Below are 17,200 nucleotides of genomic sequence, written 5' to 3' on the forward strand. Positions count from 1 at the left end.
CGCCGACCGCGCCGAACGCCCCGACCGTCGGCCTGGACAAGCCGGTCGGCCCCACGCCCGCGCCCGTCCCCGCGCCGCCGGGCCCGGGCCCGGTGCCCACCCCCGACCCGGTGCACGCCGCCGCGGCCAAGGGGTCCGCCGCCCGCAGCGCGCCCACCGCCCCGCCCCCGGGGCCGGTCGAGCTGACGCTGCGCGAGGAGCGCCTGGAGATCACCAACGAGTGGCACGTGCTGGGCACCGCCCGGTTGCGCAAGTACGTCGTCACCGAGCCGGTCGAGCGGCGGATCCAGGTGGTGCGCGAGCGGGTCCGGGTGGAGCGGGTGCCGGTGAGCGAGGCCGAGCGGGCCGCCCTCTCCGCGCAGGAGATCGCCGAGGCCGTGGAGGAGGTGACGCTGCACGAGGAGCGGCCGGCGGTGCGCAAGTACCTGGCGCCGCTGGAGCGGGTGCGCCTGGTGGTCGAGCGGTACACCGAGGAGAAGGTGATCCGCGACGAGCTGCGCCGCGAGCAGGTCGAGATCCACGACAGCACCACCCCGGCACCGCCCGCCAGCGCCCCGGCGGGCCAGGCCACCGGCGCCGCCGCCACGCCCCCCGGCGCGGCCACCTCCCCCCACGCCACCGCCCCCAACACCACCACCCCCGCCGGCCCCTCCCCCCTGGCGCCCCCCGCACCGACCCCCTCGGCCGACCAGATGCCCCTGCCGGGCACCGCCGCCGCCGGCCGACCGGCCCACGACACCCACGCCTGAGCCGACCTGCGGCACCTCCCTCGTGGCCCGGACCTGCACCGTCAGGTCCGGGCCACGCGCGTGACCAATGCTTCACCAGTAGATATTTGACAGACTGAAGGACTTTGGGCATGGTTACTTCAGTTCGTTGACTTTCACCAGCTTGAAGCAGTCCGGGAACCGACTGCCGAAGCCCGTCCCTCGAAGGAGCCACCCGTGAGTGAGGCGCCACAGCCCACCGCCTCGGCCGAGAAGCAGAGCACGGCCCGGGTCCTGCCCGCGCTCGTGCTGGCCATGCTGGCGTACAGCGTGGTGCAGACCGCGGTCGTCCCGATCCTGCCCTCGCTGGCCAAGGAGCTGAACGTCTCCGGCTCCAACATCACCTGGCTGATGACCGCGAACCTGCTCTCCGCGGCCGTCCTGACCCCGCTGCTGGGCCGCTTCGGCGACCTGCGCGGACGCAAGCCGATGCTGCTCATCTCGCTCGGCGGGCTGGTGCTCGGCTCCGGCCTGGCGGTGACCACCCACTCCTTCACCCTGCTGGTCGTCGCCCGGGTGCTGCAGGGTGCCGGCGGTGGCGTGCTGCCGCTGGCCATCAGCATCGTGCGTGACGAGCTGCCCCGCGAGAAGGTCACCGGCGGCGTCGCCGCGATCAGCGCCTCGATGGGCGTGGGCAGCGGCCTGGGCCTGGTGGCCACCGGCCTGCTGCTGGAGCACTGGAGCTACAAGTCCATCTTCTGGATGGGCCTGATCTTCGGCCTGATCGCCGTCGCCCTGGTCATGCTGCGGGTGCCCAAGGACCCGGTGGTGGACAAGAACGGCGGCGCCGACCCGCTGGGCGCGCTGGCCCTGGCCGGCTGGCTCTCCGCCCTGCTGATCGCGGTCAGCCGCGGCAACGAGTGGGGCTGGACCTCCGACAAGACGCTGGGCCTGTTCGCGGTGGCCGCCGTGGTCGCGCTGCTCTGGGGCTTCATCGAGGTCAAGGTCAAGCACCCGCTGGTGGACATGAAGATGATGGCCCGCCCGGCCGTCGCCTTCACCAACATCTCCGGCCTGCTCATCGGATTCGGGATGTACGGCTCCTTCCTGGTGATCAGCAACTTCGCCCAGACCCCGGCCAAGCTGGCGCACTACGGCTTCACCGCCACCGTGCTGCACGCCGGTGTGCTGCTGCTGCCCTCGGCGATCGGCTCGATGGCCGCCGCCCCGATCGGCGCCATGCTGATCGCCCGCCGCGGCCCGCGCCTGCCGCTGGTCCTCGGTGGCGTCTTCGGTGCCGCCGCGATGGCCTACCTGGCCGTGCGGCACAGCGCCGAGGGCGACCTCTACCTCGCCTCCGCGGTCTTCGGCCTCGGCGTCGGCCTCGCCTACGCGGCCATGCCGGCCTACATCAACGGCGCCGTGCCGGCCGAGCAGAGCGGTATCGCCAACGGCATGAACGCGGTGCTGCGCACCGTCGGTGGCGCCATCGGCACCGCCGTGATGGGCGCCATCCTCACCGGTGACACCATCAAGTTCCCGATCCCGCTGCCGATCCAGATCCCGACCCTGGACGCCTACAAGCACGCCTACTGGGTCGCCGCGGTGATGTGCCTGATCGCCGCCGTGGTGCCCTTCGCGATCCGCACGGTCCGCCCGAAGCCGACCGCCGTCGCGGACCGGACCGAGGTCCCCGCCGACGAGCGCCCCGCGCCCGTCCGCACCGGCGCCTGACCCCGCCGAGCCCCACGGCGCACGAGCAATGCCCCCGTCCGGAGTACCGGGCGGGGGCACCGTGCTGTCCGGCCCACCGTCCCCGCCGGCGCCGGTGGGCCGCCGTCAGCCCCGGCGGCCGGGCGCGCGCGGCGGCAGCAGCGGCCCCGGGCCCTTGACCTTGCGCATCAGCGGCGCGGTCTCCACCTGCCGCACCGCCGGCAGCGCGGCGATCCGGGTGGTCAGGTAGGTGTACAGGGCCTGCACGTCCGCGCTGAGCACCACCGCGTGCAGGTTGGTGGGACCGGTCGTCGCGCAGGCGTAGGCCACCTCCGGATGCTCGGCCAGCGCCTGGCCGGTGGCCGCCAGCTCCGCCGGGGCGACCGAGAGCCAGAGCATCGTCTGGACCCGGACGTCGAAGATCCGCCAGTCCATCTCCAGGTCGAAGTAGAGGACGCCGCAGGCCTGGAGCTGCTCCATCCGTCGGCGCACGGTACTGGGGGACCAGCCGGTGACGGCCGCCAGCTCGGCCAGGCCCGCCCGCCCGTCCAGCGCCAGCGCCTCCAGCAGCCGCCGGTCCGCCTCCTCCAGGACCGGCTCGGGCCCGCCCCGGCGCCCGCCGGGCTCGTCACCGCGCAGCGCCGCCACCTGCCGCGGGTCCAGCGCCCCGGACTTCGAGGCCAGGCTCAGCGCGCCGCCGAAGAAGGTGTGGATCACGCAGTGCGCCGCGAACCCGACCACCTGCGGCGTGCGCGGCAACTGCTGCAGCAGCAGCCCGTGGTCCTCCTGGCCGGGGCGCGAGCGGGTGACGCAGTTGATCTCGGTGCCGCCCGAGCTGAGGCTCACCCAGGCGGTGTCCTCGCGGCGGGCCAGCGCCTCGGCCACCGCGGCGGCCGCGTCCGGCGTGCACTGCACCCGCACGTGCCAGCGCACCTCGCCCAGCGCCTGGGCGTCGGTGAGCCCCAGCACCCGCAGCCGGTCCTCGCCGCGCAGCCGGGCGTAGCGCCGGGCCACGGTCTGGTCGGAGACGCCCAGCACCTCGGCGATCCGGCTGAACGGCGCGCGGGCGGCCACTTGCAGGGCATGGACGAGCTGCCGGTCCAGGAGGTCGAATGCGTCGGATCCCATCGCCTCAGGCTATCGGATGTCGAAATTCGTCGGATCCTAGCGGCCGGCTGCTGGATATCGAGTGCGCTACGGGATCGTGTGGAGATCAGATCACCGCGCGTGGCGGGGGCCGGGGGAACGCCTCGGGCCGCGGCCCGCCCCTGCCCTCCCGGAGTCACCCGTGCGCAAGTGGATACCCCTGGCAGCCATCTGCCTGGGCGCCTTCATGCTGTTGGTCGACGTCAGCATCGTGAACGTCGCCCTGCCCAAGATGTCCGACGACCTGCACTCGTCCTTCACCTCGATGCAGTGGGTGGTCGACGTCTACGCGCTGATGCTGGCCGCCCTGCTGATGGTCTTCGGCTCGCTGGGCGACCGGGTCGGCCACCGCCGGCTCTACCTCGGGGGCCTGGGCCTGTTCGCCCTCGCCTCGCTCGTCTGCGCGCTCGCCCCCGACGCGGCCACCCTGATCGCCTCCCGCGCGGCGCAGGGCATCGGCGGCGCCGCCATGCTGACCTCGACCACCGCGCTGCTCGGCGGCGCCTACCAGGGCCGCGACCGCGGCACCGCGTTCGGCGTCTGGGGCGCGGTGAACGGCGCGGCGGCCGCCATCGGCCCGGTGCTCGGCGGGCTGCTCACCGACCAGTTCGGCTGGCGCTCGATCTTCATGGTCAACGTCCCGGTCGCCGCCCTGACGGTGGCGATGACGCTGGGCTACCTGCGCGGCGGCGCGGGCGCCACCCGCAACCGGGTGGACCTGCCCGGCGCGTTCTGCTTCACCGTCTTCGCCGCGGCGCTCACCTACGGGCTGATCGAGAGCGGCGACAGGGGCTGGGGCAGCGCCCTGGTGCTCGGCTCGATCGCGCTGAGCGTGCTGGCGCTGGCGGTCTTCGTGCTGGTCGAGCTGCGGACCGCCCAGCCGCTGCTGGACCTGAGCCTGCTGCGCAACCGCAGCTTCCTGGGCCTGACGGTGGGCGGGCTGCTGCTCAACGCCGCCGCGTTCGCCGAGCTCACCTACACCTCCATCTGGCTGCAGCAGGTGCTCCACCTCAGCCCGCTGATGGCCGGCTTCGCGGTCTGCCCGCTGGCCCTGGCCGCGTTCGTGGTGGCCCTGGGCACCGGCAAGGTGTTCCACCGGGCCGCGCCGCAGCTGCCGATCGGCATCGGCCTGCTGCTGATCGGCCTCGGCACCCTGCTGCTCGGCGTGGTCTCGGCGAGCTCCGGCTGGGCCGCGCTGCTGCCCGGCCTGGTGATCACCGGCGCCGGCGTCGGGATGGCCACGCCCACCCTGATGTCGACGGCGCTGGCCGCCGTGCCGCGCGAGCGCACCGGGATGGCCAGCGGTGCCGTCAACACCGGTCGCCAGCTGGGCTACGCGCTGGGCATCGCGGTCCTCGGCACGATCTTCCAGGACCGGCTGAAGGACTTCCTCGGGCACCCGAGCGGTCGCCCCGACCTGCACGTGGCCTTCGCCGCCGGGCTGGACCGGATCTACCTGGTGGCCGGCTGCACCGGCCTGCTGGCCGGCGTGCTGGTCCTCACCCTGGTCCGCCCCTCGCCCGCGCCGGCGGCCTGGGGCAGCCAGGCGCCGAAGGACGCCGTCCCCGCGTCGGCCCACTGATCCGTCCACACGCAGCCGCTCGCACCGCCCGCCCGGGCCCGCCCGCTCAGGCGTCGGGCGGCGGGCGCAGCGGCAGCGGATCGGAGGGGGTCAGCTCGGGGTCGTCCACCAGGAAGGTGCGCACCCGTCCGGGTGGGCTGTCGGGCGTCTCGAAACGCACCGTCACCCGCCCCACCCCGCTGCCCTGCACCCAGCCCGGGCCGAGCTCGCGGTGCGTGACGTCCTGGCCGGGCAGCCAGATCCGCTGCGCCGCGAGCTGGCCCGCCCCGGCCGCCGGCGCCCCGCCCTCCACCCCCGCGGGCTCGGCCGCCACGGACCCGGCCGCCGCCCCGGACTCCGGCAGCGGTTCCTGCTCCGCGTCCGGCTCCTCCTCCTCGGCGGCCTCCTGCGCGTCCAGCTCGGCCAGCGCCGCCTCGGCGGCCGCCTGCGCGAACAGGTCCTCCTGGGTGAAGTCGGCCAGCTGGGAGACCCCCACCCCGAGCAGCCGGATCCCCCCGGTCAGGTTGACCTGGGCGGCCAGCCGCCGGGCGGTGGCGGCGATCACGCCCTCGTCGTCGGTCGGCCCGCGCAGCGTCTCGGACCGGGTCAGCGTCGAGAAGTCGAACCGGCGGACCTTGATCACCACCGTCCGCCCGGAGCGCCCGGTCGCCTGCAGCCGCCGCACGCAGCGCGCGGCGAGTATGTCCAGCTCGTGCAGGATCCGGTCGCGGTCCGCCAGGTCGACCTCGTAGGTGTCCTCCACCGAAACCGACTTGGCGTCCCGGTCCGGCACCACCGGCCGGTCGTCCAGCCCGCGGGCCATCAGCGACACGCCGGCGCCGTGGGCCTTGCCGAGCAGGCGCATCAGCTCCTCCTCGGAGAGCTCGGCGACCTCCGCCACCGTCATCAGACCGGCCCGGCGCAGCACCTGCTCGGTGGCCGGGCCGACCCCGGGCAGCGCGCGCACCGCCATCGGCCCCAGGACCGTGCGCTCCAGGCCCGGATTGACCAGCACCAGCCCGTCCGGCTTGGCCTGCTCGGAGGCGATCTTGGCCATCAGCTTCGAGCCGGCCGCGCCGATGGAGGCGGTCAGCGCGGTGCGCTCCTCGATGTCGGCCCGCAGGTCCTGGCAGATCGCCCGGACCAGCTCCGCCCCCTCGCCCGGCGCGGCGGCCGCCAGCGCCGGGCCGTAGGGGCCCGCCGCCAGGTCCACGTACGCCTCGTCCACGCTCAGCTGCTCGACCAGCGGCGAGAGCGCGCGGAGCATCGCCATCACCTGCTCGCTGCACGCCCGGTAGGCGGTGAACCGCGGCCAGAGGTACGCGCCGTTGGGGCAGAGCCGGCGGGCCACCGCGGTGGCCATCGCCGAGCGGACCCCGAAGACCCGCGCCTCGTACGAGCAGGTCGACACCACCCCGCGCCCGCCGAGCCCGCCGACGATCACCGGCTTGCCGCGCAGGCTCGGCTTGGCCGCCTGCTCCACCGAGGCGAAGAAGGCGTCCATGTCGAGGTGGATGATGCTCGGCACTGTCCGCACACGGCGATCATGCCGCACCGGTCCGACAGCGCGGGGCGGACGGCGCCGCGCTCAGTGCGGCGGGCTCGCCGCGTCCGCCAGCGCCTGCGCCACGCCGGGCTCGACCGGGCCGAGCAGCGCCGGATCGGGGTGCAGCAGCTCGTTGATCGTCGCCTTGCCGGCGCCCGGGATCTCCCGCAGGCCGCCGTAGTACCAGGTCGCGTCGTGCGGCTCGGGGACCCCGACGGCGTACGAGTCGATGCCGGCCGACCGGCAGAGCGCCAGCGCCCGCCGGACGTGGAAGTCCTGGCTGACCAGCACCGCGTGGTCCACACCGAAGATCCGCCGGGCCCGGGTGCAGGAGTCCCAGGTGTCGAAGCCGGCGTAGTCGCGCACCACCCGGACCGCCGGGACGCCGTGCGCGACCAGGTAGGCGTACATCGCCCCCGGTTCGTTGTAGGAGGTGCGGTCGTTGTCCCCGGTGACCAGGATCGCCCGCACCTTCCCCGCCCGGTACAGCTCCAGCGCGGCGTCCAGCCGGTGCGCCAGGTACGGCGAGGGCTCGCCGTCCTCCAGGCCCGCGCCGAAGACCACGGCGACCGGCTCGGCCGGCACGTCGGCCACCGTGCGGATCCGGCCGCTCTGCCCGGCGAACTGCCAGGCGCTGGGCGCCAGCGCCAGCACGCAGAAGAGCACAAGCGCCTGGAACGCCCGTCGCTGGCGCCGCCGCCCGCGCAGCAGCCCGGCCACCCGACGCAGCCCCCCGACGCGTCCCGCCCGCGGACCCTCCGCCGCGGCGCCGGCGTCCCCCGCCGCTCGCCCGGCGCTCCCGGCGCCGGCGCTGCCGGCGGCCCTGCTGGCCCCGATGGCCCCCATGTCCCCTCCCGGTGATCCACTCAGCAGCGCGGACGAGCGGCAGGGCCCGGACGGTTCCCGTCCGGGCCCTGCCGCTGTACGAGGGGAACCGCCGCCGCGGCGGGTCTCAGACCGCGCGGTTGCGCCGCTGGGCCAGCTCGTCGGCCGGATCGAGCCCCACCAGGGTCTCCCCGGTGTCGGTGCGCTCCGCGTGCAGCCGCCCCAGGCTCGCCTCGACGTCCTGCCAGACCGCGCCCACCGCGATGCCGAAGACGCCCTGGCCGCCCTTGAGCAGGTCCACGACCTGCTGCGGCGAGGTGCACTCGTAGACGGTGGCGCCGTCGCTCATCAGGGTCAGTCCGGCCAGGTCGGTCAGCTCGCTGGACTGCAGATGGGTGACCGCCACCCGGATGTTCTGCAGCGAGACCCCGGCGTCCAGGAGCCGCTTGACGATCTTCAGGACCAGGATGTCGCGGAAGCTGTAGAGCCGCTGCGCGGTCGCCGGGTAGGCGGTGCGCACGCTCGGCTCCAGCAGGCCGGTCCGGGCCCAGTAGTCGAGTTGACGGTAGGTGATGCCGGCCGCCGCGCAGGCCGTCGGCCCGCGGTAGCCCAACAGGTCCGAGGACGGGGTGATCCGCTCGATCGCGGGCTGACCGGCCTGGACCGCGGGGAAGCGGCCCACCCGGGGCCGTTCGGCCACCGCCTCGCCGACCGGCTGCTCCCAGGAGCGCCTGGTCAGGGCCCGGCCACCGCGCGGCGGGTGGAGGGCGCACGCGCCTCCCACGGCCGCCTCATCGCCGCTGCTGCTCATGCCAACCTCCGTCCACTCGTGCTCCGGGCACCGGGACAGGGATCCTCCCGGTGGCCACCCCTGACGGTAGGCAGTCGTCCGAGACGCGTCAACGATCGCCACGCCGGAGAGACGAAACACCTTCACTCCACCGAGTGGTTTCGCGTGCCCTTAGTGTGGGTAGGTCCGAACATTTTGGCAAAACAGCTGATCGACTCGCGCTGCGATCCGGACGCCGCCGATCCCGAAACGGGCCCCGCCGATCCCGCCCGCGGGCGGTCGGCGGAGCCGCAGCGGCCCTCGGGCCGAACGGACCACTGCGCCGGACTACTGGGCGCTGCCGCCGAAGTCCTCCGGCGAGACCTGGTCGAGGAACTCGCGGAACTTCTCCACCTCGTCCTCCTGCTCGTCCGGGATGGCGATGCCCGCCTCGGCGAGCACCTCCTCGGCGCCGAAGATCGGCGTCCCGGTGCGCAGCGCCAGCGCTATCGCGTCGGAGGGACGCGCACTGACCTCGACCCCGCCGGTGAAGACCAGCTCGGCGTAGAAGACGCCCTCGCGCAGATCGGTGATCCGCACCTCGGTGAGCTGCTGGCCCAGGGCCTCCAGCACGTCCTTGAACAGGTCGTGCGTCAGCGGGCGCACCGGGGTCATGCCCTGCTGGGCGAAGGCGATCGCGGTCGCCTCACCCGGACCGATCCAGATCGGCAGGTACCGATCGCCCCCCACTTCGCGCAGCAGGACGATCGGCTGGTTGGAGGGCATCTCCACCCGGACACCCACGACGTCGAGCTCATTCACAAGGCAACCCTATGGCCCCTCTCCCGGATATGAAAGCGCGGCCCGTCCCGAGGGGGTCGGGCCCCCGGCGCGCACCGGTCGGTACCGGTGCGCGCCGGGTGTGACTACGAACGTACCCGCAGGCCGGCCTGGACCATCGTGGCGTGCAGCCGCACGGCCAGCGTGGCCAGTTCCCGGGCGGTGGTCTCGGCGTGTGCCCTGGTCTGTGGATTGCGGTGCCGGCGCAGTGGGGCGACCACCTGGTCCACCAGGGCGATCTCCCGCTCGGCGGCGGCCTTCACCTGCCGCAGGTGGCGCGGCTCCAGGCCGAACCGGCCGAGTTCGGCGACCAGTCGGGCGATCTGCAGGGTGTCCGCGTCGTAGCCGCCGTCCGGGGCGGCCACCACCAGGCCGTAGGACTCCCACTCCGCCAGGTCGCGCTCCTCGGCCCCCGCGGCCGCCAACAGCTCGGCACGGCCCAGCCGCACCCCGCCGGGCGCCGCCGAGGCGGCCACCAGCTCGCGGTCGGCCTCCTCCAGCGGTCCGGGCCTGGCCTCGGCCACCGGCAGGGCGGGCGGCGCCTCGCCGCGCTCGATGGCGTCGAGGTGCTCGCGGATCACCCGCAGCGGCAGGTAGTGGTCGCGCTGCATCCGCAGCACGTAGGCCAGCCGCTCGAGGTCGGCCGGACCGAACTTGCGGTAGCCCGAAGGGGTGCGCTGCGGCTCGACCAGGCCCTCCGCCTCCAGGAAACGGATCTTGGAGATGGTGACCTCGGGGAAGTCGTCGCGCAGGAAGGCGAGCACCGCGCCGATGCTCAGCAGCTCGCTGCCGCGCCGCTCCTCGGGGCGCCGCTGCACTCCGGTGGGCCGGCGGGGGGCCGTCACGGTCTGATTCGAGGTCACTCGCACTCTCCTGACGACGTCGTGGTGAGGACCCCCGCTGTGGTCTGCGCCCCGGCCCCGCCCGGCCCGCCGCCCGACGGGTCCGGGGTCCGAGCGACCCCGACCCGTCCGGCCGGCTCCTAGTACCGCTGCGGCCCCGCGAAGAAGACCAGCCGGTACTTGCCGATCTGCACCTCGTCACCGTTGTTCAGGCCGACCTCGTCGATCCGCTCGCGGTTGACGTAGGTGCCGTTCAGGCTGCCGACGTCCGCGACCGAGAAACCACCGGGGCGACGGCGGAACTCCACGTGCCGGCGCGAGACGGTGACGTCGTCGAGGAAGATGTCGCCCTGCGGGTGACGACCGGCCGTGGTGACGTCGGCGTCCAGCAGGAAGCGGCTGCCCGAGTTCGGCCCGCGCTGCACGATCAGCAGCGCGGAGCCCGGCGGCAGGGCGTCGATCGCGGCCAGGACCTCGGCCGAGAGCGCCGGGGTGGCCCCGGTGCCCGTGGCGCTGGGGTCGTAGGACTCCAGGCCCGAGATCGAGATGGTCGAGGTGGTCTCGGCCGGCAGCTCGGGGGCCCCGGGCGTGCGCAGCGGCGAGCCGCAGTTGTTGCAGAACCGGGCGGTGGCCGGGTTCTGGTTGCCGCACCGAGCGCAGACGATCGGGCCCGTCATGTTCGCAGCCTCCTGGCGCGGCACTCCCGCAGGGACGTGCCCGGCGTAGGGATCCGGGGCAAACCCTCCACCAGAGGTTGAGGGTCCTGACGGGAAACCTATGCGGGACGCCCCCGAGGGGTCAACCGACGCGCCGTAGCCTCCGTCGCGGAAGAGCGGGCGCTCGCCGGCAGCCTGGTAGCCGTCCTGCGGAGCACCACGCATTCCCGGGACCTGGCCCGACTCCTCGTCGTCACGACGGTGGCGCGCGGTGGGCGCCTCCACCGCGGCGGCGCGGCGGTTGTTGCGGCCGAACAGCTTCGAGAACAGACTCACGGGCGAATCCCCTTGCGTGTTACAGACCCGCCCGCGGGGCAGGGTGAGAACCTCGGACAGGCTGCGGGTCCGGCATCCGGCCGGAGCTGCGGGAGTGGTACTGCACAGTGTGGCCGACGCGTTCGGACCGGTCTGCACCGGGGGCCACCCGGCGGCGCAGGTGAAGGACGGTGCAGCCGACGAACCGTCAGCCGTGGGGGCCGGCCCGTCACTGCGCCGCCGACTTGGCGAACTGCGGCGCACCGGGCGTGGCCAGGGCGTCCACGGTCACCTTCTGCTGCTCGGAGATGGCGGCACCCACCTGCTCCTTCTCCAGCGTCCGCACGATGCCGCCGGGGATGTTCAGAGCCGGCGTCAGGTCCTGCGGGTTGCCGATCACGGTGAACCGGTAGGGCTGCGAAACGCGCTTGCCGTCGATCTGGACACCCCCGGAGGAGACGTCGGTGAAGAAGGTGTCGGCCACCACTCGGACATCGTTGATCTGAATCGCCTCCGCCCCCGCCGCTCGGAGTTCCTGCAGGGTGTCCAGCAGCATATCCGCCTTGACCTGCCCCTGGGGGTCATCGACCGTCAGTACGATTCCCGGCCCGCTCGCCTTCACCGTACCCGCCAGCACGCCCAGCTCCTCGGCCTTCTTGCGGGTCTGCTCCTCGGCCTCCTTGGCCTGGTTCGAACTGTTCTCCAACTGCGTGAGGGACTGGTCCAGTTGGGCCTTCTCCTGCTGGAGGCGCTGCTGGCGGGCGTCCAGCTCGTCCAGGATCCGCACCAGGTCCTCCTGGCGGGCCCCGCGCAGCGCGCTGTGGTCGTTGGTCGACCGGACCTGGATCGCCAGGCCCAGGCCCAGGGCGAAGAGCAGCAGCGCCACCACCAGCTGCCCGCGCGAGACCCGCGGGGGCCAGAGCGCGTTGCGCAGCCGCCGACGGCCGTCGGGCGCGGCCGCGGGCACCGCCCCGGACTCCGCCGCCGGCGCGGCCGCAGGCTCGGGCAAGGGCTCGGCGGCGTCTTCGGGCGGGATCCCGGACTTCACCGGAACGGGCGGTTCCCCGGGCGCGTCGCCTCCGGGCCCGGCCTCGTCCCCGGCGTCGGGCTCGCCCGCGACCACCGCCTCGACACCCGGTACGGCCTCCACGCCGGCCTCGACATCGGCCACCGCCTCGGCCTCGACCGCGCTCCCCCGTCCGGCAACCGGCTCCGCCAGGTCCGTCGGCTCCGCGACGTCCATGGCACCCGCGTCGCCCTGGACGGGCTCGGCCGCCCGCCCGTCCTCGTTCTTCGCCATCTGGTCCTCCCCGTTCATCCGCGGCGCCCCCGCTCAGGCCCGGAACACGTGACGCCGGATGGCGGCCGCGTTCGAGAAGATCCGGATGCCGAGCACCACGACCACGCCGGTGGAGAGCTGCGAGCCCACGCCCAACTGGTCCCCGAGGAAGACGATCAGCGCGGCGACCACCACGTTGGACAGGAAGGAGACCACGAAGACCTTGTCGTCGAAGATCCCGTCCAGCATCGCCCGCACCCCTCCGAAGACCGCGTCCAGCGCGGCGACCACCGCGATCGGCAGGTACGGCACGACCGCGGACGGCACCTCGGGCTGCACGAACAACCCGGCGACGACACCGGCCACCAGGCCCAGTACGGCGATCACGGCTTTGCTGCTCCTGTCGTGGAAGGTCTCGGGGAGGCGGTCGGAGCCGCGGCCGGGCTCGCGGTCCGGCTCGCGGCGGCGCTCGCCGGCGGACTGGGCGAGGAGCCCGCGGACGCGCCCGCGGCGGCGGCCGACGACGACGGCGCGGAGGGACTCGCCGAGGCGCCCGCCGACGGCGGCACGGACGCGCTGGCGGCGGGCGTCGCGGCGTCCGGCACCGCCAGCCGCAGGGTGAAGCCCACCGCGGCCGGCAGCGTGAGCGCGCGCTCCGGGGTGACGGTGGCCTTGATGCCGTAGCTGTCCTGAAGGATCCCCAGGTAGTGCCCGCCCATGCTGTCCTGGAAGGCGCCCGGCATCTTCCGCTGGTCGCCGATCGCCAGCACCGTGTACGGCGGGACCAGCGGGCGGTTGTCCACCAGGATCGCGTCACCCGCCGCCCGGATCGCGGAGAGCGCGGTCAGCCGCTGCCCGTTCACCGAGACCGCCTCGGCCCCGGCCTGCCAGAGCCCGTTGACGATCAGCTGGAGGTCCCGGTCGTGCAGCCGGCCCTGGCCGAAGCCGTCGGCCGTACGCGGATCCACCCCGCCGCCACCCCCGGTGCCGGACGCGTCGCCGAGCACCAGTCTCAGCCCGGGTCCGGAGACCGCGCCGGTGCCCACCGAGCCCGCCAGCGCACTCAGGCCGGCGTCACCGCCCGAGTCGCGCAGCGCGCGACGCTGTGCCTGGTCGACCTGCGCGCGCAGTGCCTCGACGTCGTGCTGCAGCTTGTCGGCCGCCGAGGTGGCGTCGGTGACCCGCTGGAGCAGGGCGTTGTGCTGCTTGGCGAGCGCCGGCTCGGCCTCCTGCGCGCTCACGCCGCTGACCGTCACCACCACGGCCGCCAGCCCCAGGCCCAGCGCCAGCAGCAGCCGCCCCTGAGTGGTGGTGGGCAGCCGACGGCTCCCCTCCTCCCCACGGGCGCGGGCCGCCTCGGCATAGCCCTCGTCGAGGCTGTGGTCCATCACCTGCGTCAGCAAGGTCATCGAGGCGTCCGGACGGGTGAACCGCCCGACCCCGTCGCTCGGTGATCGCTTCGCTGGCATGCGGGACATCGTCCCATGTCGCGACAGCGCCCGACCAACGGCCCCCACAGCGGGGACCGTCGGCCGGGAGCCGCGATCGGATCGGGTTCAGCGGCGGCTCAGCGCCCCGCGCCGTCGACCACCGCCGTCCACTCGTCGAGCAGGCTCTGGGTGGCCTCGTCGTCCGGGCCCTCCGCCCACAGGTGGGTGACCGCCTCCGCGGGGTCGGGCAGCACCAGCGTCCAGCGCCCGTCCGGCTCGACCACCCGCACGCCGTCCGTGGTGTCGAGCCGACGGTTGCCGGCCGCCTCGACCACCGAACGCATCACCATGCCCTTGGCCGCCCACGGAGTGGCGATGTCGCGCCGCTGCATGTGGGCCTGCGGGATCCGGGCGTCGATCTGGCTCAACGTCAGCTGGGTCCGCGCCACCAGGCCCACCAGCCGGACGAAAGCCGCCGCGCCGTCCAGCAGACCGCTGAACTCGGGGACCACGAAGCCGCCCCGGCCGTCCCCGCCGAAGATCGTGCCGTCGGCGGCGGCCGCCTTGGCCAGGTCGTCGGGCGAGGTGCTGGTCCAGCTCACCTGGGTGCCGTGGTAGGCCGCCACCTGCTCGGCGATCCGGGTGGTGGTCACCGGTAGCGCCACCTGCCCGCTGCGCCGCTCGGCCGCCACCAGGTCCAGCAGGACCAGCAGCGCCCGGTCGTCCTCGATCACCCGGCCCAGCTCGTCCACGAAGGAGACCCGCTCGCCGACCGGGTCGAAGCGCACACCGAAGGCGGCCCGCGAGGAGGCCACCAGCGCGCCGAGCCGGGCCAGCCCGGACCTGCGCTCCTCGCTGTCCTCGGTGGGCCGGGCCTCGTCCAGACCGCCGCTGACGGTCAGCGCCTCCACGCCGAGCCGGCCCAGGATGCTGGGCAGCACCAGGCCGGCACTGCCGTGCGCGGTGTCCACCACCACCTTCAGCCCGGCCTCCCGCACACCCGTGGTGTCGATCGCCCGCAGCAGGTTGCCCGCGTAGGAGTCGAAGACGCTGGACGGAAAGGTCAGGTCCCCGATCTCGCCGGGGAACGCCCGGCGGAACTCCTGCCGGGCGAACACCCGGTCGAGCTTGCGCTGACCGGCCTGCGAGAGGTCGGCGCCGCGCTCGTCGAAGAAGAGGATGTCGAGCGAGTCCGGCACCCCCGGCGTGGTCCGCAGGAAGATCCCGCCGGCACTGCCGCGCGCGGTGTGCTGCCGGGCGACCGGCAGCGGCACGTTCTCCAGGTCGCGGACGTCGATCGCACTGGTCTGCAGCGCCGAGATCATCGCCCGCTTGAGCGCACGGGCACCACGCGAGTGGTCACGCGCGATGCTGACCGTCGCTCCCTTCTTCAGGGTGGTGGCGTACGCCCCGGCGAGCCGCACCGCCAGCTCGGGGGTGATCTCCACGTTCAGGATCCCGGAGACCCCGCGCGCACCGAAGAGGTGCTCCTGGCCGCGCGACTCCCAGATCACCGAGGTGTTGACGAAGGCGCCGGCCTCGATCGTCTTGAACGGGTAGACCCGCACCCCGCCGGCGATGATCGACTCCTCGCCGATCAGGCACTCGTCGCCGATCACCGCGCCGTCCTCGATCCGGGCCGCGCGCATCACGTCGGTGTTCTTGCCGATCACGCACCCGCGCAGATTGGTCTGCGGACCGATGTAGACGTTGTCGTGGATGACGGCCTTGTGCAGGAAGGCCCCGCGCTTGACGACCACGTTGCTGCCGAGCACGGTGTGCTCGCGCAGCTCCACCCCGGCCTCCACCTTCGCGTAGTCGCCGATGTAGAGCGGACCCCGCAGGATCGCCCCCGGGTCCACCTCCGCACCCTCGGCCACCCAGACCCCCGGCGAGATCTCGAAGCCGTCCAGCTCGACCTCGACCTTGCCGTCCAGCACGTCGGCCTGCGCCTTGCCGTAGCTCTCGTGGGTGCCGACGTCCTCCCAGTAGCCCTCGGCGATGTAGCCGTAGACCGGCTTGCCCTCCTTGAGCAACTGCGGGAAGACGTCACTGGACCAGTCGACCGACTGGCCGGCGGCGACGTAGTCGAAGACCTGGGGCTCCATCACGTAGATGCCGGTGTTGACGGTGTCCGAGAAGACCTGGCCCCAGGTGGGCTTCTCCAGGAACCGCTCCACCTTGCCGTCGTCGTCGACGATCGTGATGCCGAATTCCAACGGATTGGGAACCCTGGTCAGACAGACGGTGACCAGCGCGCCCTTGCGCCGGTGAAAGGCGATCAGTTCGGAGAGATCGAAATCCGTGAGGGCGTCTCCGGAGATCACCAGAAAGGAGTCGTCCCGCAGGGCGTCCTCGGCGTTCTTGACACTGCCGGCCGTACCGAGCGGAACCTCCTCGTTCGCATAGGTGAGGTTCATCCCGAGGTCCTCGCCGTCGCCGAAGTAGTTCTTGACCAGCGAGGCCAGGAACTGCACGGTGACGACGGTGTCGGTGAGGCCGTGCCGCTTGAGCAGACGTAGCACGTGTTCCATGATCGGGCGGTTGGCGACCGGCAGGAGCGGCTTCGGCATGCTTGAAGTCATCGGGCGGAGACGAGTTCCCTCGCCGCCGGCCATCACAACGGCTTTCATTGCGGGTGCGTCCTCCTTCGCGGCTATGGACCTTACGTCCATCAAACCGTTCCAGGACTCATCTACCCGGCAGGAATGATCCGACGCGCGGATGGACGGGCCAACTGCACCACGATTACCGCGGGTCAGACCGCCGCTACGGCATCGGCCCTGATGATCCGCCGCGCCTGCACGGCATAGAGGATCCCGGCCCACCAGTACAGGACCGTCCCCCACCAGATGAATGCCCAGCTGACGGCGTGCGCGGTGGCGTGGAACCAGCCGCTGCCGTGGCCCAGCAGCAGAAGCGGAAAGGCGTACATCAGATTGAAGGTCGCCGCCTTGCCCAGAAAACTGACCTGCAGCGGCCCGTAGCCGTGCCGGTTCAGAATCGGCAGCAGGGCGGCGATGAACACCTCGCGCCCCAGCAGGATCGCGGTCAGCCACCAGGGGATGAACCCCCGCACCGTCAGACCCAGCAGGGTGGACAGCACGTAGAGACGGTCGGCCAGCGGGTCGAGGATCTGCCCGAGCCGGCTGATCTGCCCCCAGCGCCGGGCCAACTTCCCGTCCAGATAGTCGCTGACTCCGCTCGCCATCAGAATCGCCAGCGCCCAGCCGTCGTTCGTCGGGCCGCCGAACTCAGGCCAGAGAATCAACCAGAGGAAGACCGGCACGCCGACCAGGCGGGCCATGCTGAGCAGGTTCGGGATGGTGAGGACGCGGTCGGTCTGCACGCGCGTCTCCTGGACCTCCACCCGGGGTCCTCCTGTCCGTACGATGACTGTGCGGGCCCGACTTTACCCGGCCGCCCGCGCCGCGGGCGACACCAGCACACGTGTACCGCCCCCACGGTGGTCCACGAACGCAGAAAACCCCCTGCCCGGTTTCCCGGGAGGGGGTCTTCTTGAATGATTGTTCGGCGGTGTCCTACTCTCCCACAGGGTCCCCCCTGCAGT

15 protein-coding genes are annotated in these 17,200 nt (G+C 73.2%); 3 read left to right on the plus strand and 12 right to left on the minus strand.

Annotation, left to right across the window (positions count from 1 at the left end; genetic code table 11):
• Nucleotides 1–749 (plus strand): YsnF/AvaK domain-containing protein (locus ABD323_RS32600; protein WP_344445660.1); only part of this gene is annotated, 749 nt, incomplete at its 5' end.
• A gap of 195 nt (nucleotides 750–944) precedes the next feature.
• Nucleotides 945–2,441 (plus strand): MFS transporter, encoded by a 1,497-nt coding sequence (locus ABD323_RS32605; RefSeq protein ID WP_344445661.1) that lies wholly within the window; start codon nucleotides 945–947, stop codon nucleotides 2,439–2,441.
• 105 nt (nucleotides 2,442–2,546) lie between these two features.
• On the opposite strand, the gene ABD323_RS32610 is transcribed toward ABD323_RS32605, so the two are convergent.
• Nucleotides 2,547–3,548, minus strand: a complete 1,002-nt coding sequence (locus ABD323_RS32610) for an Lrp/AsnC family transcriptional regulator (RefSeq protein ID WP_344445662.1) — start codon at nucleotides 3,546–3,548, stop codon at nucleotides 2,547–2,549.
• 160 nt (nucleotides 3,549–3,708) lie between these two features.
• Between ABD323_RS32610 and ABD323_RS32615 the strand changes: the two genes are divergently transcribed.
• Nucleotides 3,709–5,148, plus strand: a complete 1,440-nt coding sequence (locus tag ABD323_RS32615) for an MFS transporter (protein ID WP_344445663.1) — start codon at nucleotides 3,709–3,711, stop codon at nucleotides 5,146–5,148.
• A gap of 46 nt (nucleotides 5,149–5,194) precedes the next feature.
• Here the strand turns inward: ABD323_RS32615 and ABD323_RS32620 are convergent, their stop codons facing one another.
• From ABD323_RS32620 to clsA, 11 genes are all read right to left on the minus strand, one after another.
• Nucleotides 5,195–6,664, minus strand: coding sequence for a DNA polymerase IV (locus tag ABD323_RS32620; protein WP_344445664.1), 1,470 nt, complete (start codon nucleotides 6,662–6,664; stop codon nucleotides 5,195–5,197).
• Between the two features lie 51 nt (nucleotides 6,665–6,715).
• Entirely contained in the window at nucleotides 6,716–7,519 is an 804-nt protein-coding gene (locus ABD323_RS32625; protein WP_344445665.1) for a SanA/YdcF family protein, read from the minus strand.
• Nucleotides 7,520–7,625: 106 nt separating this feature from the next.
• Nucleotides 7,626–8,309 (minus strand): MerR family transcriptional regulator, encoded by a 684-nt coding sequence (locus ABD323_RS32630; RefSeq protein ID WP_344445666.1) that lies wholly within the window; start codon nucleotides 8,307–8,309, stop codon nucleotides 7,626–7,628.
• A gap of 306 nt (nucleotides 8,310–8,615) precedes the next feature.
• A complete protein-coding gene (locus tag ABD323_RS32635) occupies nucleotides 8,616–9,089 on the minus strand; it encodes a bifunctional nuclease family protein (RefSeq protein WP_327070278.1) in 474 nt (157 codons plus the stop codon).
• A 104-nt stretch (nucleotides 9,090–9,193) separates the two neighbouring features.
• The gene (gene ftsR / locus ABD323_RS32640; protein WP_344445672.1) at nucleotides 9,194–9,925 is read right to left on the minus strand and encodes a transcriptional regulator FtsR; all 732 of its coding nucleotides are present in this window, start codon (nucleotides 9,923–9,925) and stop codon (nucleotides 9,194–9,196) included.
• Nucleotides 9,926–10,089: 164 nt separating this feature from the next.
• Complete coding sequence (locus ABD323_RS46115) at nucleotides 10,090–10,626, minus strand: double zinc ribbon and FHA domain-containing protein (protein ID WP_425556242.1); 537 nt, start codon at nucleotides 10,624–10,626, stop codon at nucleotides 10,090–10,092.
• 523 nt (nucleotides 10,627–11,149) lie between these two features.
• A complete protein-coding gene (locus ABD323_RS32650) occupies nucleotides 11,150–12,220 on the minus strand; it encodes a DUF881 domain-containing protein (RefSeq protein ID WP_344445667.1) in 1,071 nt (356 codons plus the stop codon).
• Between the two features lie 33 nt (nucleotides 12,221–12,253).
• Complete coding sequence (locus ABD323_RS32655) at nucleotides 12,254–12,586, minus strand: small basic family protein (RefSeq protein ID WP_344445668.1); 333 nt, start codon at nucleotides 12,584–12,586, stop codon at nucleotides 12,254–12,256.
• Complete coding sequence (locus ABD323_RS32660; protein WP_344445669.1) at nucleotides 12,583–13,668, minus strand: DUF881 domain-containing protein; 1,086 nt, start codon at nucleotides 13,666–13,668, stop codon at nucleotides 12,583–12,585. Before ABD323_RS32660 ends, ABD323_RS32655 begins: the two co-directional genes overlap by 4 nt.
• 98 nt (nucleotides 13,669–13,766) lie before the next feature.
• Complete coding sequence (locus ABD323_RS32665; RefSeq protein WP_344445670.1) at nucleotides 13,767–16,262, minus strand: sugar phosphate nucleotidyltransferase; 2,496 nt, start codon at nucleotides 16,260–16,262, stop codon at nucleotides 13,767–13,769.
• 125 nt (nucleotides 16,263–16,387) lie between these two features.
• Nucleotides 16,388–16,999, minus strand: coding sequence for a cardiolipin synthase ClsA (clsA, locus tag ABD323_RS32670; protein ID WP_344445671.1), 612 nt, complete (start codon nucleotides 16,997–16,999; stop codon nucleotides 16,388–16,390).
• Between the last annotated feature and the right edge of the window lie 201 nt (nucleotides 17,000–17,200).

Origin of the sequence: Kitasatospora nipponensis (assembly GCF_039528135.1) — a bacterium.
GTDB lineage: Bacteria > Actinomycetota > Actinomycetes > Streptomycetales > Streptomycetaceae > Kitasatospora > Kitasatospora nipponensis.